The organism is Novosphingobium sp. BL-S-32 (assembly GCF_056857055.1).
On sequence record NZ_CM166477.1, the window covers coordinates 1291875 to 1315407 of the forward strand.

Consider the following 23533-nt stretch of genomic DNA (forward strand, 5'->3'; position numbering starts at 1 on the left):
GAAAAGCCTGTCGCCCAAAGCCGCGCCATAAAAATAGGCTCACCCCCCTAAGGCTAATGGCCCTTCCGCAACGGAGCTGCCCGTAAAACGCCATAGCGATATGGCTATCGCGAAACTTTGTCCGAACGTGAGCTAATGCAAAGGCCAAAGGCAGATACCGCTGAAATGGCGGGCAACAATCAGGGGAGGGAAAACATGTCGATCAATTTCTGGCGCTGCGCATCGTCCGCAGTAGTGTTGGCAACTGCGATGTTGGCGCAACAGGCGGCGGCTCAGGATGCTGGACAGACGGCGACTCAAGCAGCGTCCCAGACGGCATCCGAACCGACGCCGTCCGGCGAGATCTACGTCACCGCGCAGCGCCGTTCGGAACGCCAGCTTGACGTGCCGATCACGATCACCTCGGTCAGCAGCCAGACGCTGACCGATGCCGGCGTGCGCCAGCTTTCCGATCTGTCGCGGGTCGTCCCTGCGCTGCGGTTCGACAAGTCCGGCGTCTACACTCAGCCCACCATTCGCGGCGTTGGCACGGCAATCACCACTTCGGGCGGCGGTCCCAACGTCGCCACTTACCTTGACGGCTTCTTCCTGCCGAGCGCGGCTTCGACCGACTTCCAGCTGATGAAAGTGCAGTCGGTGCAGGTGCTCAAGGGCCCGCAGGGCACCCTGTTCGGCCGCAACACCACGGGCGGCGCGATTCTCATCACCACTGCCGATCCCAGCGAGAAGCCGGGCGGCGAAATGCGTGTGTCCTATGGCCGCTTCAACACGGTCGAAGTGCAGGGTTACGGCACTTCCGCCATCGCGCCGGGCGTCGCGTTCGATGTCGAGGGCCTCTATCGCCGTGGTGACGGTTTCCAGACCAACATTATCGATAACAACGACAAGATCGGACAGTACAACCGCTGGTCGGTGCGCACCGGCCTGAAGGTCGAGGTTTCTCCCGACGTCAGCTTCCTGCTGCGCTATACCCACTCGCAGTCCGACGATCCCTCGGCGCTGATGCACAACGCCTTCGTCGACGAAGACGGCACGAAGTGGATCTATCAGTACACCCCGACCGGATATTACGCGACCAAACCCAATCAGGTGGCGCTCAATCCCACCGACGGCATCGGCGCGACAACCAACACCGACGCTATCCAGGGCACGATCAAGGCGAACCTCGGTTTCGCGGACCTCACGTCTTATACGCAGTACCGCGATGAGCGGGTCACCAGTGTACAGGACCTTGACGCCACCGCGCTGCCGATCTTCACCATCCGCATCGGTTCCAACAGCAAGACCTTCACGCAGGAACTGCTGCTGAACTCGAAGCCGGGCTCGCGCCTGCAATGGACAACTGGCGCCTATTACTTCAACAACCGCGATACCTGGCCGACTTATGCCAAGCTTGGCACTGCGCCGTTCGTCCGCAACGGCGAGTCCGGCACGCTCACGCAGTCGATCGCGGTCTTCGCCGACGCCACGTACGAGATCACGCCGCAGCTCTTCCTGACAGCGGGCGCGCGCTACAGCCATGACTGGGTGGACGACGCCTACTTCGAACGTGCGCTAACCGCTTCAGTTTATGAAGACGCTAACGGCAATCCCGTGGCCTTCCCGCCCTATTCCGAAGTGCCGCTCTATACCCGCTACGACGTGCCGAAGCTCACTAACAATCGCGTCACGCCCCGCGCCGTGCTGCGCTTCAAACCGAACGACGAATCGAGCATCTATGCCTCGTTCACGCAGGGCTACAAAGCCGGCTTGCTAAACGTCGGCGGCTATTCCTACCGCCCGGTGAAGCCCGAGACGATCAATGCTTACGAACTGGGCTACAAGTACGCCAAGGGCTGGCTGTCGGCCGATCTGTCCGGGTTCTACTACGACTACAAGAACCTCCAGGTATCGAGCTTCCAGGCCGGTACCGCGCGGATCACCAATGCCGCCAGTTCCGAGATCTACGGCCTCGAAGGCCAGGTGAGCGGGCACGTCACTTCGGACTTCACGGTGTCCGCAGGCGTCGCCTGGACCCATGCGCGATACAAGAAGTTCCCCAACGCGCCGTTCTACCAGTTCTGCGATCCCGCAGCAGCGTTCGGCACTACGCCGGTCGCCTGCACGCCTCCTGAGTTCGGGGGCCTCGGAGCGGGTGCACTGGTCGAAACCACCACCGACGCCAGCGGCTTCAAGATGCAGCGCTCGCCGGAGATCACGGCTAACCTCGCGGCGTCCTATGGACTCGATCTGGCTGGCGGAAGGCTCACGCTTTCGGGTAATCTCTACTACACCTCGTCGTTCTATTTCGGCATTGCCCAGCAGTTCAAGCAGGGTGACTACGCCCAGCTTGGCCTGCGCGCCGAATGGAATGATGCTTCCGACAAGTACTCGCTCGCTCTCTTCGGAGAGAACGTGACCGATCACCGCTATCGTTCGGCGGTCAACTACGCATCGCTGGGCATCGGCAGCGTCTGGGCCGCACCGGCGACTTACGGCGTGACTTTCGGCGTGAAGTTCTGAGGATGGATCGGCGGCAGGCTGGAAGGCCCGCCGCCGCTTCCCGTCAGCCTCCGTTCCGGCGAATATCCGCCGGCAATGGATTGACGTGCGGCGGATCAGGAGCGAACCACGCCCCGGCAATGTCCTGCGGTACGTTCGGCTCACCAATGAGCCGCGCGAACATCTGACTCTTATAGCGTGCGATGAACCGCCCCAAACCAGCAGGGATCTAAGTTTATCGATATTTATCACTAGAATGAATTTAGTCCCCGTTTGGTCTCGAATCTCAAGAAATTGGTCTGGGAGCCATATAGGAGCCATGGGCGCGACGAATCGGAGCGTAGTCAGGCGAGTTTGACACTCTATCCCCCGTTCACGTTCGAGCGAATTTACCCTAAATCTGGACGGACAATTTCTCCGATTTCGTCAACCTTCAGTCAATCTGCCCAGCATTCGGCCTCGGGCAACCGCCGCTCGATCACATGCGGTTTTCATGGCTGGAGCTTCCACCTCGAGGGGCGCAACACCTTCGTCTTAGTGCCTGATCGAAAACTAAGTTGAGTGGTATCAGCAGGTTAGCTTGACGACTGAACCCGTCGTTGATTCAGGGGGTTTCGCCAAAAACTACCGTGGATTCAACGATGTAGACCGACACCACTCGCGCCCTACATGCGCGAAGCGGGCTAGCTTTGCCAAGCGATATGACCGATGCCGAGTGGGCGGTTCTAGAGCCGCTGCTTCCTCCCGCATCGCATGTCGGACGGCCTCGCAAGTGGCCGATCCGGCGGATTGTCGAGGCGATCCTGTATCTGCTGCATGGCGGCCTGCCATGGCGGATGTTGCCGCCGTGCTATCCTCCGGTTTCGACTGTGCGGCACTGGTTTTACCTCTGGCGCGAGAACGGCCTGTGGCTGACGATCAACCGCACCTTGCTGATGGTGGCGCGCGAGGCGCAGGGCCGCGAGGCGTCGCCCAGCGCTGGCGTGATCGACAGCCAGAGCACGAAAACCACGCAAAGCGGCGGGCCACGGGGGTATGACGCCGGCAAGAAGGTCAACGGGCGCAAGCGGCACATCCTGACCAACACCGAAGGCAATCTCGTCCACGCCGTGATCCACACCGCCGACATCCAGGATCGCGTTGGCGCGCCGCTGGTGCTCGCCGAAATCGTCGGCCGCTTCCCTTGGCTACGCCATGTGTTCGCTGATGGAGGCTATGCCGGAACCAAGCTCAAGGACGCACTGCGCCGCATCGGCAAGTGGACCATTGCGATCGTCAAGCGATCCGACACCGCCAAGGGCTTCGAGGTGCTGCCTCGGCGATGGGTCGTCGAACGGACCCTCGCATGGATCAGCCGAAACCGCCGGCTCGCAAAAGACTGCGAGCAGACCATCGCGTCTGCAACCGCATGGCTCTTTATCGCGTCGATCCAGCTCTTTACCCGCCGCATCGCAAGATCATGAAATTATGCCGGATAATTTTGAATCAGATACTAAGGTGCCGGCCCAGGATGGCGACAATTGGATCACGAACTGCTCACTCTTGCAATGTTGCCCTAAACGCCTGAAGTAAAAATGATCACGCTGACTACAGCAGCAAACACCAAAAGCGCTAGTCATCTGGAACTGAAGTAAGGCACATTGTATGCTGTGTTGGTAGATGGGGAGAGCGGCATGGCAAATGCAAGTGGTCGACCAACAACACCTCTGGTTTTGGAGGCCGAGGAGCGGGAGTATCTGGAGCGGCAAGTCCGCCGGCACCGGATAGCCCGCTCGATGTCTGAACGATGCCGGATCATTCTACGCTGCGCTGACGGCCTCCCAAGCAAGGTCGTTGCTGCCGAGCTGGGCGTGCACGAACACACGGTCGGGAAATGGCGGCGGCGCTTCCTGAAGGATCGTATCGAAGGGCTGCTGGACGAGGCCCGACCTGGGAGGCCACGGACGATCGACGACGATCAGGTTGCCGCCGTGATCGAGCGCACGCTGCGCTCGACGCCCGCCGATGCAACGCACTGGTCGATCCGCTCAATGGCCGGTGCGACCGGCTTCTCCCATACCACCATCCGGCGCATCTGGACGGCCTTCGGCTTGCAGCCGCACCGCTCGGAGACCTTCAAGCTCTCGAGCGATCCGCTTTTCGTCGACAAGGTCCGCGATATCGTTGGCCTCTATTTGTCGCCACCCAACCGCGCACTCGTTCTTAGCGTCGACGAGAAGTCTCAGATCCAGGCGCTTGACCGCGAGCAGCCGGTCCTGCCGATGATGCCCGGTGTGCCGGAGCGCCGCACCCACAGCTACGTCCGCCACGGCACGACCACGTTGTTCGCCGCGCTCGACATCGCGTCAGGCTTCGTGATCGGCAAATGCTACAAGCGCCACCGGGCGACCGAATTTCTCGACTTCCTCAAGCAGATCGACGCGCGGGTGCCTCCCGATCTCGACATCCATATCGTCATGGATAACTACGCGACTCACAAAACCGCGTCGGTCCGAGCATGGCTCGCTCGTCGGCCACACTACCACGTCCATTTCACGCCGACCTCGGCGTCGTGGATCAACCAGGTCGAGCGCTGGTTCGCCGAACTGACACGCAAGCAGCTGCGCCGCGGCGTACACACCTCGACCAGCCAGCTCGAGCAGGACATCCTGCTCCTTCATCGAGCGACACAACGAAAACCCGAAACCATATCGATGGACCAAATCTGCCGATGAGATACTCGCATCGGTCAAGCGCTTCTGCCAGGCCACCGAACGAACGTTATGTGGCGAATTTTAGATTCACATGACTAGTACGAAGCCCAGTGTTTTGGGCGAGAGCTGCCGGTCCGTTGCGGTCGGTAAACCAGCTTGTTCGGTAGAACGCCCGTCGGGCGTTCTCGACTGATTTGGGACGCTCCAGTGGCCGGTGGGCGATAGCATATCCGGACCGCTTACCTGACTTACAAGCGCAAGCCTTTCAAACGCGACCGCCATCCTTTGATCGTCGATATATTTGCAGATCGCTTGGGTTTCCAGATCATCGTTGGCGGATATGGGCAGTCGTTCGAGCAAACGGCCGATCTGGGCATCCAGGTCATGCAGCCGGTCGATCGCTTCCAGCACGCAGCGCCTGTCGTCCTTTCTCAGCGCAAGCTGAAGCCGCGTGAGCGATAGACTGTTGGCTCGGCAGATCTGCAGTCCGAGATGAACATCCTTATGGAGAACGGCCTCATCAGTCAGGGGAATATCGTGATCTCGGCGCTCCGGTGAACAGGTGCTCATAGTCATCTCCGCTTTTCCATGCTCCCGCTGAAACGGATAGGCATCTTTGGAGAGACGGGAAGCGGTCTGAGATTGACTGACCGCTCCTCAGGCCAAGTCGGTGTCAATGCCGAAGCGCTACTCGAAGGACGATGATCAGGCGGATTGCAATTGGTGGATGGCAAGAAGTCGGCCTCGGCGGAAACAGGACCTCTCGACCATCGCCGACAGAGCAGACGTCGGCGGCTCCGCGACTGATTCTCGAAGCCTGCCGTCGATCCGTCACGCTTGCGAGCGAAGCTCTGCTTGCTTAGCCGCCGGCTACGACTAAGCGGTGTGTATGACTGCTTCCGACCTCGAACTTCTGCTCATTGCCCGTCTCATGCGGGAGAGAGGCGGCACGTCCCAGACATGGCGGCGGGCGCTTGGCAAGCTCATCGTGCGCGATATGGCGACGCATGCCCATTGCAATTGGGATGTCAGGCTTGGTGGCACCGATGCGCAGCGCGCTGCAATCGAGCGATTGCTTGACGATGTTCGGCTTGAACATTCGATCGTGACCGCCGATTGAGCACCTAACGGGTTTTAGCCGCCGACATAACGGACATAGACGGGGCAAGCGCCCTCCCCGAAACTTGCCCTACATTAATGCGGCCGTTCATGGGGAGTTCTGGCCGTTTGCCGTCCGCCCGCTTCTGGAAATTGAGCGAGTTGCCCTTAGCCTTCAGCTCTCTGTGAATCCAAAGCGTCAATCCCGCGGAATTCGTAGGTCAGCGGTTACGGACTCCCAGATCGAAAATCGCTGCGGATTTCGCTCGATCCGGCGCCGCGACGAACAGCGTGCGAAGTTCCGGGACAAACAGACCGGTACGGGCGCCATTGCTGGTATTGACCCGGGCCGCGAGCTTATCGCTCCGAACCAGATCGACATGGCCAGACCCGCAAACGTCAATCACCCGATCCACATCGAGAAAGAGATCGTCAGAGCCTCCCCAAATCAGCTGGCTTGCGAGCACTTTCCCGGTTGTCGTGTCGAGCCGCACCAAACCGGCCGGAAGACGATAGGCAATCGTTGCCGTTCTTCCCGCCGGATCGAGGGCCATCGGGAAATTCAACCTGTGCGCGCCGGTCGGCCACCGCGCCTCGACCTTTCCTCCATCGCGGTCGATCCTCAGGATCGCTCCGTCATCCGGCACATTCACGAACGCCTTGTTACCAGAGAGGCTGAAGCCTTCGGGATGTCCTTTGAAGGTCATGCGGTTCAGGATTCTGTGCGTGCGTGGATCAATTGTTGCCAAGCCGCCCGAACCGTAACCGACAACGACCTGACCACTACGACGATCAACCCTCACATTGTCGGCGTCGTCGCCCAGTTGGAGCGATGCAATCTCATTTCCTTTGGCGCCATAAAAGTGGACCGATCCATCGCGCTTCACGCACAAAAGCGCGAGGACGGTGCAAAAGGCCGTGAAGGTATGGCGTGCAGAAATAACCGGACAGATCATCCTTGGCGGGGACTGGATGAAGAGCCTCGCCATATCACCACCCGCCGCGGCGGATAGCGCATCTCGCAGCCGCTAAGCTCGGTAACAATCTTCGGTGTGGCAACACGAGGGGTCAAATCTGCGGTTCGCTTGACAAATCGATAATATCCACCGTGCGATTGGCAACTTCAGCAACGAACAGACGCTGACCGGGAAGATCGATCGCAAGGTGATCAATCCTACCCTTGGTCTCGGGTAACGGGATCACCTTCCGAAGAACGAGCGGGACCGTTGCTCGGTTGCCTTGAAGGACGGCGGCGACCCAGTGCATGCGCCGGGAGTCAACATCACTACGGCCGCCCCCAATACCAAGATATTGCGTGTGGCCGTCAAATTCCGCGTGACAACAGGAAGAGCCGGGTAAGGCCGACCAGCGAGCACAACCCCAGGATGGCAAATGTGCTGAACTTGAACCGGGTGATGGCGATCAGCGCCACTATAGAAAGCCCCAGAGCGAAACAGTCGACAGTCGCGAGATCGGGCACCGGCAGCGTCAGGATGCCAAGGCGGTGCTCGCTGACATCGGCAAACCAGTAGTGAAGTGCAAACCACAGCGCGAGGTTCAGGATTACACCGACCACTGCCGCCGTGATCGCCGAAAGCGCGGCAGCAAGCGCATGGTTAGTCCGCATGCGTTCGATGAATGGCGCGCCTACGAAGATCCAGAGGAAGCAGGGGGCGAACGTGACCCAGGTGGTCAGCAGACCGCCCAGCGTTCCGGCGAGAAGTGGCGACAGCATGCCAGGGTGGCGATAGGTCGCCAGGAAGCCGACGTATTGGGTGACCATGATCAGCGGACCCGGCGTACTTTCCGCTAGGCCGAGACCATCGAGCATCTCAGGCGGCGTAAGCCAGTGATAATGATCGACCGCAGCCTGCCCGACCCAGGCCAGCACGGCGTAAGCGCCGCCGAAAGTCAGCATCGCCATCTTGGAGAAGAAGGTGCCCACTTCTGCGAATGCACTGTCCGCCGGAGCAAAGGTGATTACGGCCAGTAGCGGCAAGAACCAGGCGACCATAAGAATTGCGGACACTCCGGCAATGGCTCCTAACCCGGTGCTGGCGTGATCGGGGATCTCTACGCCAAGCGCGCTGTCCTCGTCCCGCAGCGATCCTGGTTTGGCGTGGCCATCACCGCCGCGCTGAAATGCTTTAACGCCTAGACGGCTAGCGCTCCAGCCAACCAAGCCGGCCGCAAGAATGACGATCGGGAACGGCACTTTGAAGAAGAACAGCAACGCAAAAGATGTGCCGGCTATGAACCAACGCGTTCGATTATCAAGGGCGCGTGAGCCGATCCGCAGCACGGCCTGAAAGACAATGGCGACCACAGCCGCCTTAAGCCCGAAAAACAGCGCGGCGACGGGTGCGACGCGTCCGAGTAGGACGTAAATCCAGGACAGCGCCATGATCGACAACGCTCCGGGCAGCACGAAAAGTATCCCCGCAACCAGTCCACCTTTCACCTTGTGAAGGAGCCAACCGATGTAGATGGCCAGTTGCTGGGCCTCGGGACCGGGCAGCAGCATGCAGAAGTTGAGCGCGTGGAGGAAACGCTCCTCGCCGATCCACTTCTTCTCGTCGATCAGGATCCGGTGCATGACGGCGATCTGGCCTGCGGGTCCGCCGAAGCTAAGACAGGCGATCCGGGCCCATACGCGGACTGCTTCACCGAATGGGATGCCGTGCGGCGCTTCGGAGGTTCGGTTCGTCTCTTGGGTTGCCAGAGCGAAGGTCATGGTGCGGATGCCTCCACCTTGTCCAGCGCGCTGCGTAGCGTCCTGGCGAGCTTGAGCGCATCGTCGTTGGCCCAGAAATGCATGAAGAAAAGACGAGGGCCACTTTTAAGCAAGTGATTGTGTAGAGACGGGACCTTGATCCCGCCCGCCTGAAGCGTGCGGATTACGGGATTGACCTCACCGGCGGTCAGCATGAAATCGCCGTTTATGGCCGCCTTCCCGCCGCCCATGGGCCGAAATTTGATCGCGAATGCCGATCCCATCGGGTTCGGAAGCATTATCCCATAAGCTTTCGGCGCTGCCTTTCGCGCGATCTCGAACAGATAGACCCCGCCGGTTGGATTGCCCTTGGCCCGCATGATCGCGTCGATACCGGCAGTATCGAGGTCGAGCAAAAACATGGAAGCGGCATACGTCGATGCCGTGAACGGCGTTTTGCTGAGCCGAAGTGCTGCCTGGATAGCTGCTGCGAGCTTCACTGGATCGCCGTGCCCCTCGAAGTGCATATACATCGTCGCCAGGCGCGAACGCAGCAGATGATTGCGAAGCGCGCTGACCTTAATCCCTTTGGCCTCCAGCGAGCGCATCACCGGAATAACTTCATCGTGGGAAAGCACGAGGTCGCCCATGACCATCGACAGATCATCCTTCTCATGAAAGGCAACCCATGAACACAGCACCGAGCCTGGTTTAATCGCAATGCCATCGTCCATGATGTGCAGGTCGGGGCGGGGAAATTCGACATGATAGACGCCGTCTGCCTGTAGGGCGCCCGGTTTGCCCAGCGCCAATCCGACAGCTTTCCAGTCAGGCGCTGCAACCGCCGGCGATTCTATCGCCTGTGCAAGGCGGGCCAACCCAATGCGAAAACGCGAAGTGCTCACCGGATACCTCCATCGCCAGGATCGGAAAGAGGGCTAAAACTGCGACTCGGCGGGTTCAAGCTTTCCGGCAGATGCAGGCCAAGATATGATCGTATCATGACCGATACACAGCCCTGGCTCGTTCTGGCGATGCAACTCCCGTCACAGCCCGCCTACACGCGGGTCAAGATTTGGCGCCGCCTGCGCGAGGCCGGCGCAGTGTCGCTGGCGAGCGGCGCCCACCTTATGCCCGACGAGCCGGCGCACCGCGACATTTTCAAGCTCGCTCTTCAAGACGCCGTCGCCGGGGGCGGACAGGCGTCGATCATATCCGGTGCGATCCTTGAGGGAAGCGAGGATCCGGCGGAACTCTTCCGGACCGCAAGATCGGCAGATTTCGAAAGCTGGGCCGCCGAGGTCAAGCTGCTTCTGGCTGGCGACGTCAAGGCGTCATCGGTGGCTAGGATGCGCCGGAGATTGGATGCCATAACCGCCATCGAATTCGTGACGACGGGTTGGCGAGATCGCGCGGAAGAGATCATGCGCTCTCTTGTCGAGGCGACCCTGCGTCATCCTGATGTCGGCCGCGCGGCTCCAGGTGAAGCCTATCGCGTCAAGGAACTGCATGGCCGCACGTGGGTAACTCGTCGAGGCCTGGGCATTGACAGGATTGCATCGGCCTGGCTGATCCGCCGCTTCATCGACCCACGGCCGCACTTCCGCTTCGTAGATCCCGCCCGTTACGTACATCAGCGTCGGGAACTCCGGTTCGACATCGTCGACGGCGAATTCACGCACGAGGGCGACAATTGCTCTTTCGAAACCTTGCTGAAGCGTAGCGGGATAAGCGTTGATCCCGGCCTTTGCGAGATCGCCGTGATCATCCACCAGCTCGATATCGAGGATGGCAAGTACGATCATCCAGGCGCAGCGGCGCTTTCTGATGCGATTGTTCGCATCTGCAGGCTGCACGAAGACGACGAGGACCGACTTGCCGCAGGCTCGGCGTTGCTGGACGAGATGTATGACGGCTCTAAGTTGAGGCTGCCGGTTTAGACCGCCTCGGCGTTGAGCTTGCTTGCCATTTTACGTTTCGCCTTGGCCGCGGCTGCCGGTTTGGGAACTTTGGCGACCTGCGGTACGGCGCCCTCAAGCTTGCGCGCCTTCAAGAGGGTGGCCTTCATCGGCGCGGCCTTCGAGGAGGAGGCTGATGAGGAGGACCCAGTTGAAGCGGCCGCAACTGCCTTCTTTTTGAGGTCTTTTTTCCTCCCGAGGCCGATCCGTAATGCCGGTTCCACACGATTTTTAGCATAATTTGCCGAAATCATGGGATAATCAGGCTGTAGTTTCCACCGAGCGCGGTACTCTTCCGCGGACAGATCATGCTGGCTGCGGAGATGCCGTTTCAGCGTTTTCTACCTGGCTCCACATTCAAGACAGGTGATCGCGTCAGGTTTGAGGGAGGCGCGGATCGAAACCGCAGGGGTGAGTTCCGGCTCCGCAGGTCCCGGCTCCTTCCCGAGCAAAGAGAGTGAACCGTAGATTGACCCTATAAGTCCAGGAGGTTCATCGGCCGAAACAGCATTGTTGCCGATGTGCGCAGAAACGATGATCGAAGTCAGATCGAGAAGTCTGTCTTGCATCAGTTTAAATTATCCCTGGGTTACCCGTCGGAATGTATGCGTGTTCCTTCACTCATATGTAAAGCGACTAATATCAAACTATTCGCTCGGCCGGCCCCAGAGGATGCGGACAAAAAGCGGGAGCGCGCCGTTTATTCAGTGATGAGGGTTGCCCGCTCTCAACTGGGCTTTCGCACTGCCAGCTCGCCGGGATACATGGAAGGCGGTAGCCAGGGGTTGGTGGAGTGCCAGGTGAGGACCCACTCGCTTGGCAGGTTACCCCACATGTTGAGCTGGCCGAGCGCGTCGAACACACCGAGGTACTGCGCATACTTGCCGGTTCCCTGCGTCCTGCGGATCGGACATCCCAGAGTGACGATCTCGAGGTCTTTCGTCTTTTCGCCGTCGAGCGAGGCGACCGCATTGCCGATCTGAAGCGCGCCCTTGCTGTGTCCGACAAGCAGCCTGAACGGACTCACCCGGTCACGGATCAGGGCATGGAGGACGTCCGACGAGCCTGAGCCATGGCGGAAGACCGGGGCGCCGTTGAGGGTCCTGGCATCGGACACCGAGCCTGCGAGCATGCGGCCGATCCTGGCGTTCTCAGGCGCGACATTGGCGATCGCCGTCTGGACCGTGGTCTTTGTACCGAGCCAGTCATGCATCCCGAAACCGAACCAGCCGCCGAGCCCCTGAAGGACCATGTCGGCAAGGCCGTATCCCGGCACAATGGCAAGCACCGGTGCGCCGAGCGCCTTCGAGACGTTCCAGCCCATCGCCGCACTTCCGAGTGCGGAACTGCCGACACCGGTAATGGTCACGACGTCGACCTTGCGGGTTTCGGGATGCGGGGATTCCAGGAAGGCTTCGACGCTGTCGAAACGGTGGACGTATGGCCGCGTTCTCGTGTCGATCAGCAGCAGGCATCCTTCGGGATTGCCGAGCGCGCCGAGATCGAGGATTCGCGATGGGATCTTCTCGTTGCTCGTCGGCGACGTCTCGACAACCACATCCTCGGCGTGGAGATCGGAGAGCAGGGCGGGCACATCGTAGAAGACCGCATCGAGCATCGTGTTGAAGTAGCGGCACATGACGATCGCCGGTTTCACGAATGCGGGCGGTATCTCGAATGAACGAAGCGACGGTTCATCTGTCTGGGTAGATGAATTGCTTGCCATGATGATACCCCTTTTTTACGGGGCAATGATCCGGAAAATTACTACGATTCGCAATGTATATTGATCGAAGCATTCAATCTATAATCTAAGGTTTTGGCGCTTTGTGATTTTATATTTGTATGTCGATTTAATTTATCGCTTCTAATCCCGAGAGGGAATAAGCAAAAGACTTGGAGATCAGCACTATACTGAAATGTACTAGATTGCAGTCCGGCTGCGCGGGACAGACAGGTTTATGAAGTTCGCTCAAAGCGCCTTTGGCGGGGGAGAACGAGGCTCGGGCTTCGCCTTTGCCTTGGCCCGCACCGCTATGCGGCTCTTCGTCTTGCGCTGGGCTACCTCGTTGGGAACCTCGTCTCCGCCGCTGGCGAAGTAGAATTCCCATGCCTCGAAGCTGGCCGCAAACTCCTGTTCGAGTTTCCGGCGGCCGCCACGAAATAGCCTGAAGGTGTAAACCTCCTGTAAACCGCACCCCCAAGGGGGAGTCTAAGTCATTGGCAAAGTTGGGCCGGGAGATAGGATGCGAACCTGTGACATCTTACTCCCAAAGCAAGCGCGCTAAAGCTTGAACGAACGTCCACTCCAGCCAAATGCCGTCCGGAAGCGGACTGACCGGATCGTGCCACTTTTCCGACAAGGAGTGCTCCGCGCGCAGCTGAAAAATATTTTCGCTTTCGGGAAGTCAGACAACGGCCCTGAGCGGCAACGATGGGTCGATTTTGTTGGGAACAACTTCCGGCCGGCGCGGCCTTGGCCTAGTTGCCTCGCCCATCAGTTCCGGGCCGCTGCCTCCGTTTGCACGGCGATGAAGCGCGCTAGTGGAATTTCTGTCAGGGGTCGTTCCGAAGCCATCGCATGAGCGACAAGTGCCATTTCGATCCAGTCCGAACCGTGGTCGTCACCTCGCTGCGCGAATGCATTCCAAGCGAGGACGCTGGCCCAATAGGCCCGCTTTGGTTCCAGCACGTTCTCGATAATCGCGGCGATCCGGTCTTCGATCTTGCGCTTACCTTTGATCGTTGCGGCAACGTCGTCGCCATTCTCAAACCAGGAATCTAGCTGAGGGTTGGTCGCCAGCCACCGGCCGGAGGCGCGCACTGCCCTCTCCACCGCCTTGGCATCGATTGCTGCAGCGCCGGCGCCCGTGAGCATCGAGGAAACTAGATCGTCCACCGAGACAGGCTTGGGCGCTACATCCGAGAGCCCGATCAGGTTGATTGCCTGAACGAGGCCAAACGGGGGGGCAGAGCCAAGCGGCCCATCAGCTAAGGCGCTGCTCAAGAGTATGGACGTGTCTTCGGCTGTCGTTTCATGGACCGACATCTCGGACGCAATATGGTCAAGCATGTCGTCGATCTCGGGCCTGCTTAGCGAGCTTGCCACCCAGGCATCCCGCACACCATGACCCTGCTTGATCAGAATTGATACTAGCGCATTCTTTCGGCCCTGCTTGATCGATGCGAATATGCTTTGGGCTCCCGCCCCATCGCGCTCAGATATCAGAAGTTCCCTGACCTGAATTGAGGGGCGTTTCTCTGACAACGAGCCGACAGTTCGCGCGGCTCTGATGATCGCGTCGATCGCACGGCGTCGATCTTCCGACACCCAGTTGCGGATCAGCATGAGATTCGTGACTGACGCCGCTGATACAAGCCCTCGATTGGCGGCTTCCTCTATCATGGAAGCCAACGGCTTAGCGATCGCATGTTCTGTAAGAAGCCAACCGATAGCAGCCTCACGAAGACTGGAATCGTCCGCGAGAATGAGTCCTTCCAACAAGCTGAGTTGCAGCTCGGCAGGCATGGCTGCCGTCAATTCGGCGAATTGGCTCTGAATTAGGAACGGGTCGCCCTCACAGGCTTTCACCAAGTCCTTCAACATCTCGTCAACATCGGCCATCGGGAGATTCTGATGGCCAGCTCCGGTCTGGACCATCGCTTGATCCATTGCGCTGCGTATATCCTCTCCCACCTCGATCCCAGCCCGTGAAAACGCCGAGACAAGGGTCATGGCTGCCGTCGGCATGAGCTTGCCAGTACGCATCTGCTGAGCGATCGTGGCTCGGACATTTTCCATGGCGGTGGTCGCATGGCCGTTGCCGGCTTCACTTCTCTGGCGTAGCTGTTCGAGAGCTTGGCCGAGCATGAAAGAATACGCGTGATGCATCATTGCATCGGGCCGCTTCTTACGCCCTTCGGCACCAGTGAGGTCGACGACCAGCAATAACGCTTCGGGTTGCTCCGCTAGCATATCTCCGACGCTGTGAGCCCCGAGCGAGAATTCGCCCGAGCGGATATCATCCCGAACCATGCGTGCAATCTGTTGGATGGCGGCACGTGGCGTCACGATTGATGTTCCTTTCTCAGAAGGCGATTGCTTGACCATTACAACTAGCGCCGGCGCGGCGACAATCCCATAGTGCTGCCGTAAGAAATTATAGCGCTCGATCCGCAGGCTGCCTCGGCAAAGGCGGACAGCCGTTCAGCGGCCAGAATGGGCCTTGAGAAAGATCCGCACATGATTACCGACATCCTCGATGGAGCGCCCCGAAGCGGCCAGCCAGCTGAGGCCTGCCTCGGGCATCCAAAATGAGTAAACAGACGGGCCACACTTGGTTACAGGAAATGAGCAGTTGAACAGCCGGAATGGGTCGTTCTAGCGTAACACCCGGTTTACGGCCGCCAACGCCTGATCTGGACTTGCTACTAACGCGATACGCGGAACCGGAGTCGCACTGGCGATGATGTTCAGTACCGTCTCAAGGAGTTCCATATTCTTGGGAGGTCGGGTTACGCCGCCGCCGATCGTCACGCAATCCACCGCATCACGGGCAAAGCCCTCTGCAAGCGCGTCCAGCTTGGCCGCATCTGCCGAGACGAAGACCACGGTTGCCTCATGGCCTGCTGCCTTCAACTGATCGAGGCTAAGAGTAATAGCCGCGAGAATTTTATCTGCATCCAGGCCAGGTGGGAGAGCCGGATCCGAAAAGTCGACTTCATCGGGGTGGATGCCGATCATCATCACATTCGCCACGGTCTTTTCCCTTATAGCTTCATGATCAGGATTTTGATAAGCTCATAATGACACTCATCATGACTGCGTGTTAAGCCCAGATTAAAGTCGCGAAATGAATGAAGGACAGCTCTAAGCATTTCGCTTTCGATAGGAGCCGTTCCGGAATGTCCGACTTTGCGGCCGTTTCGAGATTCGGATCGGACGACGTGAATCCGCGTCGCTTTCAGCTGAATTGAATCTGCGTACGCGATCGTCTGGTTCGACTTCGTTCCTGACAAAAAAGCGGATTTTCCAGTTGATTGCGCGAGGCACTAGCCAAACAAGCCATGCAAGAACCAATCCTGCCCGCCTGTAGCGGCGTCCATGCCATCACCCTGCCGGAAGACCCAGTAGCGCGCGCCCGTTTCGTCCTCGACTAGAAAATAGTCGCGAACGCTGAGCCACTCCGCCTCGCTCAAATGCCATTCGCCATAGATGCGCTCGGGCCCGTCTGCCCGTTTCACGCGCCGGCGCACGCCTCGCCATACGAAATGAACCGGCGGGTGATCGGGCAAAAGCGCCATCGTCTCGATCAATTCCGGCCTTGCGAACAACCGTGCCGGACGCGGCCAACGCTCCGGCCAGCGCAGGAGCGTAGGATCCGCCATCGGTGCGATGCGCTCCGTAGAGCGCTCAGGCATATGGCTCTCGCGCGCCGCCACGCGAAACAACCTTTTCTCGCCCACTCGATTACCGAGAATATCGACGAGCGCGGACACGTCGGGAACGGGCTTGTCGCCAAGGCTCGACATGGTCCGAAGGCCTAGAGGCTCAATCGCTGGTGCCGCCAGTACCATCCGTTCGATGCCGAAGCCAGGATCGACGGCCTCAATCCTATCGCACAGCAAACGGGCGATCTGCTTCTTGTCGCGGCTTGCCTTGGCGAGCCCACCGCGGATCGCCTCTACGGCGTTATCCACGCGGTGGAAACGAAGATCGAGCCGGCGCGCCCCGAAGCCCGCCTCGTCCAGTAATTGGCATACCGGAGGGAATGCGTACCGTAATCCTCGCTCGGTAAGCCAATTCCAGTGACCCATTCGTCAACCAGGTGGGCATATTGCCGCGCGCTGATGTGGGTCGCGTGGTCTGTGCGACTTGGGAAGATGAAATCTTCGAGCGATCCACCTCGCAACTCAAGCCATTTCAGAAGGCTGGCACGAGCATCGTCCATCAACTCGAACTGGACTGGCCTTCCGGTCTTTTGCTGAACCACTGTTGCCCGTGTCCGAATTTTCCGGTCACAAACGATGTCGCGATCATCATCTTCACCAGGTCGCAGCCGCGCAGTTTGCTGTCGATGGCAAGATCGAATAGGGCCCGATCCCGGATGCGTCGATGTTGGTCGAGAAAGAAGCGGACGGCCCAGATCTGACGGGGCCTGAACGCGCACTTCGCGGCCACTTTTCGCCCGACGTTCCATGAAACCCGCTCATGCGCGGCGGGATCGAATTCTGATAATCCCATGACACGTCTCCAATGGCCATGATGGCCATAGGTAGAACGCGTCAGAACGGGTTGTCCCGCTTTGGTCACTCAGTGAGTGATGGCTGGATGAGGCAAAAATCACAGGCTTTTACCTCAAAAAATGATATTCAGTGAGTTATAAAAAGGCTATTTATGGCTCATGAAGTGGAATTGGCAGCAGCCAGACTGGCCTGAATTTCGTTGGGATAGCGCCTCTTTGGCGACGTCTGAAGCCAGATTCCTGCAGCAGTCCGGGATACTCATCGGTTCGGTCAAACACCTTGCCGACGATGACCGCGCCGCCGTCACCATCGATATCATGACCGGCGAAGCGCTCAAGACGTCCGAGATCGAAGGCGAGTTGCTCAACCGCGACAGCGTGCAAAGCTCGCTTCGCCGCCAGTTCGGTCTTGAAGTCGGAGACCGTCGCATCCCGCCGGCCGAGCGCGGCATCGCTGAAATGATGATCGCCCTCTATCGCGACTTTGCCGAACCGCTCGCGGATGAGACCCTGTTCGCCTGGCACCGCATGGTGGTCAGTGGGCGACACGACATCGAGGCTGTCGGCAATTACCGCGAACACGCAGACGCTATGCAGGTCGTCTCAGGTTTCAGCCACAAGCCGAAGGTGCATTTCGAGGCCCCGCCCTCGCAGGACGTGCCACTGGAAATGCAGAGTTTCCTTGCGTGGTTCGCCGCCACGTCTCCCGAGGGGACAAGACCGTTGCCGGGGTTGACCCGGGCCGGGATCGCTCACTTCTATTTCGTGTCGATCCATCCCTTCGAGGATGGCAACGGGCGCGTGGCTCGTGCGCTAGCCGAGAAAGTGCTGTCACAGGCAATCGGCCAGCCCAGCCTGATAGCCCTTTCACATGTCATCCAGCGCAAGAGGGCCGCCTATTACGATGCGCTGGAAGCGGCTAACAAGAAAAACGAAATCACCGCCTGGCTGACCTATTTTGCCGAAACCGTGCTGGACGCCCAGACGCACAGTCTTGCCCTGATCGACTTTCTCATCACCAAGACGCAATTTTACGACCGCTTCCGGGACCGGCTGAACGAGCGGCAAGCGCGCACCATTGCTCGGATGTTCCGCGAAGGGTTGGACGGCTTCATCGGGGGGCTGAGCGCGGCCAATTACATCACCATTACCGGTACCTCTCGTGCAACTGCAACCCGCGATTTGCACGAGTTGGTCGATATGGGCGCACTGAGGCAGACCGGCACGCTGAAATCCACCCGCTACTATCTCGACTTGGGCCAGTAGCGGGCCACGACCCATTGTGGCCGTCCAGCCGCCAATTTTCACTCTCCAGGTGCAGACCAGCCGCTTTTCCAATCTGGACGCCCAGGATGGCCGTTTGCGGAATGTCGGGTCATCTTTGGGAACGGACAGATAGCTGCCCGTCCGCTGAACGACTTACCTTACAGCGATCAGGCAAAAGCTGCTGGTCGGCTGCTGACCGCCAAAGGCAGCCAGGCCCTCATCCGCCAGCGCGAGTCCATCGGCGGGTTAACGGGGCCGCTATCGAAATGGAGGGACCTCATTTCATAAGGCCGGCCGCTCGCAGAGCGTTTTCTATAACCTTGCAGGCATTGGCGCCCCTGGCAGGTTCCCTCATTCGGTACTGAGGCGTGAACCACGATCCATCGCTTTGGCCGCCCTGCGATGCGGCCGACATCGGCACGGCATCAGGTACCGGCTCTACCGCCAGTTCCGGTACCGCGGCCATTTCATGCTGTGTCAAAAGACCCCAAAACTTGCAGATTCGCTGCGTCGAGGAAATTCCGACATCGATCATGAAGGCTCCGGCTCGCCCGCATCCCTCCGGGTTCGAGGTGTCCAGCGGGGTGCCATGATCCATTCCCTTAATTGCGTAAGCCTCGATCACATCGCGGCCCTCAGCGTTACGCCAAACCTGCCGTGAGGAGCGGCCTATCGCCTCTGTCATGCTTGGTGTTTCAGACACTCCGTGAAGTTCGCGCCAAGGCGCAAGAATAGCCTGCGCGTTTGCGGGATGAACAGTGTTATCTGCACTCCCGTGCCATACCGAAAGCGTCGGCCAAGGGCTTGCATGTAACGACGCTCCGCGTAGGCGGGAGACAAGCTTGCTCGTATCCGGGATACCTTGGCCGCTCATCAATTGAAGTGCCTGGGGCACGTTGCTGACGCAGCCGTAAGGCAGACCCGCGATGACGGCAGCTCCGGCAAACACTTCCGGATAAGTTGCAAGCATAACAGCGGTCATGGCCCCGCCCGCAGACAGGCCGGTAATGAAAACACGGGCCGGATCGATGGAATGTTCGGTCATGACGGCTGCCACCATTTGCCGGATTGAGAGCGCTTCGCCTGAATTGCGACGAATATCGGCGGGTAAAAACCAGTTGAAGCAAAGGTTGGAATTGTTCTCGCGTCTTTGCTCTGGAAAGAGGAGCGCAAAGCCGTGTTGATCGGCCATTTCCGACCAGCCCGCACCTGTATCGTAACCTCCCGCATTCTGGGTACAGCCATGCAGAACAACGACGAGCGCCGCGCCAGCCTTGAAATTTTTCGGAATGTAGACATGCGCCGCCAAAGCGCCAGGATTGCTCCCGAAGTCAGTAAGTCGCGTCAGCCGGCTGTTTGCCCTGAAATGCTCGACATCAAGCTTGCGATGGAGGCTAGCGAGCTGTGAAATAGTGTCTGAAAGACTGCGCATTGCATATTCCTTGATCGAGGAAGTCAGCGCAGGAGCGCGCCACGCGGTTATGCTGCACTGCACAATAATTGGGGTATTCGATCTGGCTTACAAGTCATCCTGCGGAGAATTTTTGGGGCGACAGGTCTTGGGAAAAAGGCTCGCTCGCAATACGTGCGCATAAAGAATCTGATCGACGCGCAGATCTGCAAAAATCCGTTGCGCGCTTGCAAAGGGCAGCTGATCCGAGGACGAAAAGGACCGCGTGGTCACGCGAACCGTCGACGGGCTGCTTTTGCGATACTCAAGGCGTGGGGGGCATTCCCGACTGCGATTTGCTGACGTCGCCGATTTCCAAATGAAGGCGCAAACAAGCCGATTGGAAATCAAGACCGACCCGGTTTCAGCGCGCCTATGGACACAGCCAGCCTGAAGGAAACCCCCTGTCGCTGAAACTTGCGTTAGGGGGCTTCTTCGTGCGCAGCCATGTAGAGGTAACCTGGATCAAACTGACCGCGCGCCGCCAGTTTCGCCGGGTCAACTATCTCCACCTGCGAGGATCTGAAAACACAAAGGCGCTCCTCGCGCAGTTGGCGAAGCACCCGGTTAACATGGACATTGGTCAATCCGCATATCTCTGAGAGGTCCGTCTGCGTAAGCGCGAGCACAAAGCGATGTCCATCGCTGAGCCCTGCGGAAGTGAGACGCATGTTGGTCTCGCACAGGAAATGCGCGACCCGGCCAACCGCGTCCAGCCGGCCGAGCCGGAACAGCCACGCCCGGTGTATCGCCGCATCGATCAACGTCGCGAACCATAGTTTTCGGCCCAGGGCCGGACGCTCGGCAATCATCGCGTCGAGTTCACTGTGGGGCACAATCGCCACCCTGGCAGGCGTCATCGTGCCGACATCATGGTCGAGCGTCAGCAAGGGGTAGGCGTGAAGGTCCACGAAGTCGCCGGGAACGTGGATGGCTACCAATTGCCGCAAACCGTTGCGATCGTCGATGTAGCGGGACATGATGCCTTCGGTCAGCAGCATGCTCTGGCGCAGCCGGGTGCCGGCGCCAATGACTATTCGCCGTGCATCCAGCGAGCGCACCTCGACAACCCCGGCCTCCAGCCTCTCGCGTTCGTCGGAGGACAGGCTCATGCCCCTTTTTTCTCTGAGGAAACGGTCGGTATACAGAAGGGGCCTCCTTTTGCGGATCGCAAACACGCAAGCGCCTTCAAGTGTAATCCCGCAGTTCCGCGTACGTTGCAGCCTCGGCATCGTGGAAACGTACTGACGCAAGTTAATTCTGCTCTCGGCCCGGCAACCCGCCGCAGTGTTCGCCTGTTCCGATGATACTGTGACCCAAGGCATGCGACCGTCGTTTTGACGTCTTATCCGCCTTGCATCCCATATACAAAAGGATAGCCAAATGGCTAAGACGCAAGAAGATGCGCCGACTGCAGCGAAGGCGAATGCCGTCCCGAACGATTCTGCCTTGGCCGATATCCCGGGAGAAACGGCCGGGAAGGCGCCTGCGATACCGGCGGACGCCGCCATATCCGGCACGTTTTCCGAATTACAGGCGCCGGGTGGGGAGACCCATCAGACGGCTGGCGGAGATGTAGCCACGCTCACCACGCAACAGGGCATTCCCGTCGCAGATGACCAGAACAGTCTGAGACAAGGTGCACGCGGCCCCGCATTGCTGGAGGACACGCATTTTCGCGAGAAGATGTTTCATTTCGATCACGAGCGGATACCTGAACGTGTGGTCCATGCGCGTGGATACGGCGCCCACGGCTTCTTCGAACTCACCGACAGCCTTAGCGACGTCAGCCGTGCCGACGTTTTCCAGCGTGTCGGCGAGCGCACGCCGGCCTTTGTGCGGTTCTCGACGGTCGCTGGTTCGAAGGGCTCGCCCGATCTTGCCCGCGACGTGCGCGGCTTTGCGGTCAAGCTCTATACCCAGGAAGGCAACTGGGATCTTGTCGGTAACAATATCCCGGTGTTCTTCATTCAGGATGCGATTAAGTTCCCCGACCTGATCCATGCCGCCAAGCCTGAGCCGGACCGCGACTTTCCGCAGGCCCAGACTGCGCACGACAATTTCTGGGACTTCGTCAGCCTGACGCCGGAGAGCTTCCACATGATCATGTGGACAATGTCCGACCGAGCCATTCCGCGTTCTCTTCGCATGATGGAAGGATTTGGTGTCCATACCTTCCGGCTCGTCGATGCCAAGGGCATGTCCACTTTCGTCAAGTTCCACTGGAAGCCAAAGCATGGTCTCCAGTCGGTCGTCTGGAACGAGGCGGTGAAGATCAACGGAGCCGATCCCGATTTCCATCGCCGCGACTTGTGGGACGCGATCAATTCCGGCGATTTCCCTGAATGGGAACTCGGGGTGCAACTCTTCGATGATGCTTTCGCCGACAGTTTCGATTTCGACGTGCTCGATGCGACCAAGCTCATTCCCGAGGAGCTCGTGCCCATCCGCGTGGTCGGCCGGCTGGTGCTCGACCGCGTGGTCGACAACTTCTTCGCCGAAACCGAGCAAGTCGCCTTCTGCACCCAGAACGTGCCCCCCGGCATCGACTTCTCGAACGATCCGCTGCTTCAGGGGCGCAATTTCTCGTACCTCGATACCCAGCTCAAGCGGCTGGGCAGCCCCAACTTTACGCATATTCCGATCAACGCACCCAAATGCCCGATGGCTCATTTTCAGCAAGATGGACACATGGCGATGCACAATCCCAAGGGCCGCGCCAATTACGAACCAAATAGCTGGGGACCGACCCGAGGCGGGCCGCGCGAGGATCCGGTTCGCGGTTTCACCAGCGTCGCCGAGGAAGCCGATGGCCCCAAGCAGCGCGTGCGATCCGAGAGTTTCGCCGATCACTACAGCCAGGCCCGGCAGTTCTTTGTCAGCCAGACGCTGATCGAACAAAAACACATTGGCGATGCGCTCGTATTCGAACTGTCAAAGGTTGAACGCCCGGACATTCGCTCGCGGACCATTTCCCACTTGCTCAATATCGATAGCGGCCTTGCTGCAACTGTGGCCGACGGGCTGGGCCTCGCACTGCCCGGTGCGGCGGTCGCGGCCCAGGCGCCAATCGAGGATCTGCCGCCCTCCGACAAGCTCAGCATCGTCAAGAACGGGCGTGACAGTTTCAAAGGCCGCAAACTAGGCATCCTGCTCAGCGACGGGGCCGATGCGGAGATTCTCGCCGCGCTGCTCGCCGCAGTGGAGGCCGAAGGCGCAGTCTATGAAGTGGTCGCCCCCAAGATCGCCGGGGTCACCCTGTCTGACGGGACGAGCGTTGCAGCCAAGCACAAGATCGACGGCGGACCTTCGGTCCTCTTCGATGCAGTGGCAATCTTGGTTTCCGAAGCGGGCGCAGCGCTGCTCTCGCTCGATGCCGCTGCCAAGGATTTTGTGACTGACGCCTTCGCTCACTGCAAGTTCATCGGGATGAATGACGAGGCAGAGGAGATCTTCGAACGGGCGGGCATCCTCGACGACCTCGACGAAGCATGCCTGCCGCTGGAGAGTGCAGCGGATGCCGAGCCATTCCTGACCGCTTGCCGCGCGCTCCGCCACTGGCCGCGCGAACTGGAGGTCGATCTCGATGCACGGCCCGCAGCCTGATCTGACGGTGGCTACTGCCTATC

At 59.3% G+C, this 23533-nt stretch carries 17 protein-coding genes and 3 pseudogenes; 7 read left to right on the forward strand and 13 right to left on the reverse strand.

What is annotated here, in order from left to right:
* Positions 1 to 195: 195 nt before the first annotated feature.
* From AC1VVK_RS22210 to AC1VVK_RS22220, 3 genes and pseudogenes are all read left to right on the forward strand, one after another.
* On the forward strand, positions 196 to 2502 hold the full coding sequence (locus AC1VVK_RS22210) for a TonB-dependent receptor (RefSeq protein ID WP_482905361.1): 2307 nt from the start codon (positions 196 to 198) through the stop codon (positions 2500 to 2502).
* A gap of 680 nt (positions 2503 to 3182) precedes the next feature.
* A complete protein-coding gene (locus AC1VVK_RS22215; RefSeq protein WP_482905362.1) occupies positions 3183 to 3944 on the forward strand; it encodes an IS5 family transposase in 762 nt (253 codons plus the stop codon).
* A gap of 210 nt (positions 3945 to 4154) precedes the next feature.
* Positions 4155 to 5259, forward strand: a pseudogene (locus tag AC1VVK_RS22220) (IS630 family transposase).
* A gap of 2 nt (positions 5260 to 5261) precedes the next feature.
* On the opposite strand, the gene AC1VVK_RS22225 reads toward AC1VVK_RS22220, so the two are convergent.
* The gene (locus tag AC1VVK_RS22225) at positions 5262 to 5750 is read right to left on the reverse strand and encodes a hypothetical protein (protein WP_482905363.1); all 489 of its coding nucleotides are present in this window, start codon (positions 5748 to 5750) and stop codon (positions 5262 to 5264) included.
* Between the two features lie 313 nt (positions 5751 to 6063).
* Between AC1VVK_RS22225 and AC1VVK_RS22230 the strand changes: the two genes are divergently transcribed.
* Complete coding sequence (locus AC1VVK_RS22230) at positions 6064 to 6294, forward strand: hypothetical protein (RefSeq protein ID WP_482905364.1); 231 nt, start codon at positions 6064 to 6066, stop codon at positions 6292 to 6294.
* A 199-nt stretch (positions 6295 to 6493) separates the two neighbouring features.
* Here the strand turns inward: AC1VVK_RS22230 and AC1VVK_RS22235 are convergent, their stop codons facing one another.
* The 3 genes from AC1VVK_RS22235 to AC1VVK_RS22245 all read right to left on the reverse strand — a co-directional run bounded on the left by AC1VVK_RS22235 (position 6494) and on the right by AC1VVK_RS22245 (position 9890).
* Positions 6494 to 7261, reverse strand: a complete 768-nt coding sequence (locus tag AC1VVK_RS22235) for a YncE family protein (RefSeq protein ID WP_482905365.1) — start codon at positions 7259 to 7261, stop codon at positions 6494 to 6496.
* 335 nt (positions 7262 to 7596) lie between these two features.
* The gene (gene chrA / locus AC1VVK_RS22240) at positions 7597 to 9006 is read right to left on the reverse strand and encodes a chromate efflux transporter (protein ID WP_482905366.1); all 1410 of its coding nucleotides are present in this window, start codon (positions 9004 to 9006) and stop codon (positions 7597 to 7599) included.
* On the reverse strand, positions 9003 to 9890 hold the full coding sequence (locus AC1VVK_RS22245; protein WP_482905367.1) for a DUF1259 domain-containing protein: 888 nt from the start codon (positions 9888 to 9890) through the stop codon (positions 9003 to 9005). The genes chrA and AC1VVK_RS22245 overlap by 4 nt, the downstream gene beginning before the upstream one ends.
* Before the next feature lie 96 nt (positions 9891 to 9986).
* Here AC1VVK_RS22245 and AC1VVK_RS22250 point away from each other — a divergent pair, with 96 nt between their 5' ends.
* Positions 9987 to 10925, forward strand: a complete 939-nt coding sequence (locus AC1VVK_RS22250; protein ID WP_482905368.1) for a chromate resistance protein ChrB domain-containing protein — start codon at positions 9987 to 9989, stop codon at positions 10923 to 10925.
* Here AC1VVK_RS22250 and AC1VVK_RS22255 read toward each other — a convergent pair.
* The 7 genes and pseudogenes from AC1VVK_RS22255 to AC1VVK_RS22285 all read right to left on the reverse strand — a co-directional run.
* The gene (locus AC1VVK_RS22255; RefSeq protein WP_482906782.1) at positions 10922 to 11197 is read right to left on the reverse strand and encodes a hypothetical protein; all 276 of its coding nucleotides are present in this window, start codon (positions 11195 to 11197) and stop codon (positions 10922 to 10924) included. The genes AC1VVK_RS22250 and AC1VVK_RS22255 overlap by 4 nt on opposite strands.
* Positions 11198 to 11512: pseudogene (locus tag AC1VVK_RS22260) on the reverse strand (Ros/MucR family transcriptional regulator); the annotation flags it as partial. It lies immediately after the preceding gene.
* 158 nt (positions 11513 to 11670) lie between these two features.
* Entirely contained in the window at positions 11671 to 12669 is a 999-nt protein-coding gene (locus tag AC1VVK_RS22265; RefSeq protein WP_482905369.1) for a hypothetical protein, read from the reverse strand.
* A 771-nt stretch (positions 12670 to 13440) separates the two neighbouring features.
* Positions 13441 to 15054, reverse strand: coding sequence for a hypothetical protein (locus AC1VVK_RS22270; RefSeq protein WP_482905370.1), 1614 nt, complete (start codon positions 15052 to 15054; stop codon positions 13441 to 13443).
* Positions 15055 to 15324: 270 nt separating this feature from the next.
* Positions 15325 to 15690, reverse strand: coding sequence for a hypothetical protein (locus AC1VVK_RS22275; RefSeq protein ID WP_482905371.1), 366 nt, complete (start codon positions 15688 to 15690; stop codon positions 15325 to 15327).
* Between the two features lie 305 nt (positions 15691 to 15995).
* A complete protein-coding gene (locus AC1VVK_RS22280) occupies positions 15996 to 16760 on the reverse strand; it encodes a hypothetical protein (protein ID WP_482906783.1) in 765 nt (254 codons plus the stop codon).
* Positions 16706 to 17187: pseudogene (locus tag AC1VVK_RS22285) on the reverse strand (tyrosine-type recombinase/integrase); the annotation flags it as partial. The pseudogene AC1VVK_RS22285 and the gene AC1VVK_RS22280, both read right to left, overlap by 55 nt.
* 160 nt (positions 17188 to 17347) lie before the next feature.
* Between AC1VVK_RS22285 and AC1VVK_RS22290 the strand changes: the two are divergent.
* Complete coding sequence (locus AC1VVK_RS22290) at positions 17348 to 18454, forward strand: DUF4172 domain-containing protein (protein ID WP_482905372.1); 1107 nt, start codon at positions 17348 to 17350, stop codon at positions 18452 to 18454.
* Between the two features lie 277 nt (positions 18455 to 18731).
* Here AC1VVK_RS22290 and AC1VVK_RS22295 read toward each other — a convergent pair whose 3' ends face one another.
* Entirely contained in the window at positions 18732 to 19886 is a 1155-nt protein-coding gene (locus AC1VVK_RS22295) for an extracellular catalytic domain type 1 short-chain-length polyhydroxyalkanoate depolymerase (RefSeq protein WP_482905373.1), read from the reverse strand.
* Positions 19887 to 20326: 440 nt separating this feature from the next.
* Positions 20327 to 21016, reverse strand: a complete 690-nt coding sequence (locus AC1VVK_RS22300) for a Crp/Fnr family transcriptional regulator (protein ID WP_482905374.1) — start codon at positions 21014 to 21016, stop codon at positions 20327 to 20329.
* A 271-nt stretch (positions 21017 to 21287) separates the two neighbouring features.
* On the opposite strand from AC1VVK_RS22300, the gene katE reads away from it, so the two are divergent.
* Positions 21288 to 23510, forward strand: coding sequence for a catalase (katE, locus tag AC1VVK_RS22305; RefSeq protein ID WP_482905375.1), 2223 nt, complete (start codon positions 21288 to 21290; stop codon positions 23508 to 23510).
* The last annotated feature ends 23 nt before the right edge of the window (positions 23511 to 23533 follow it).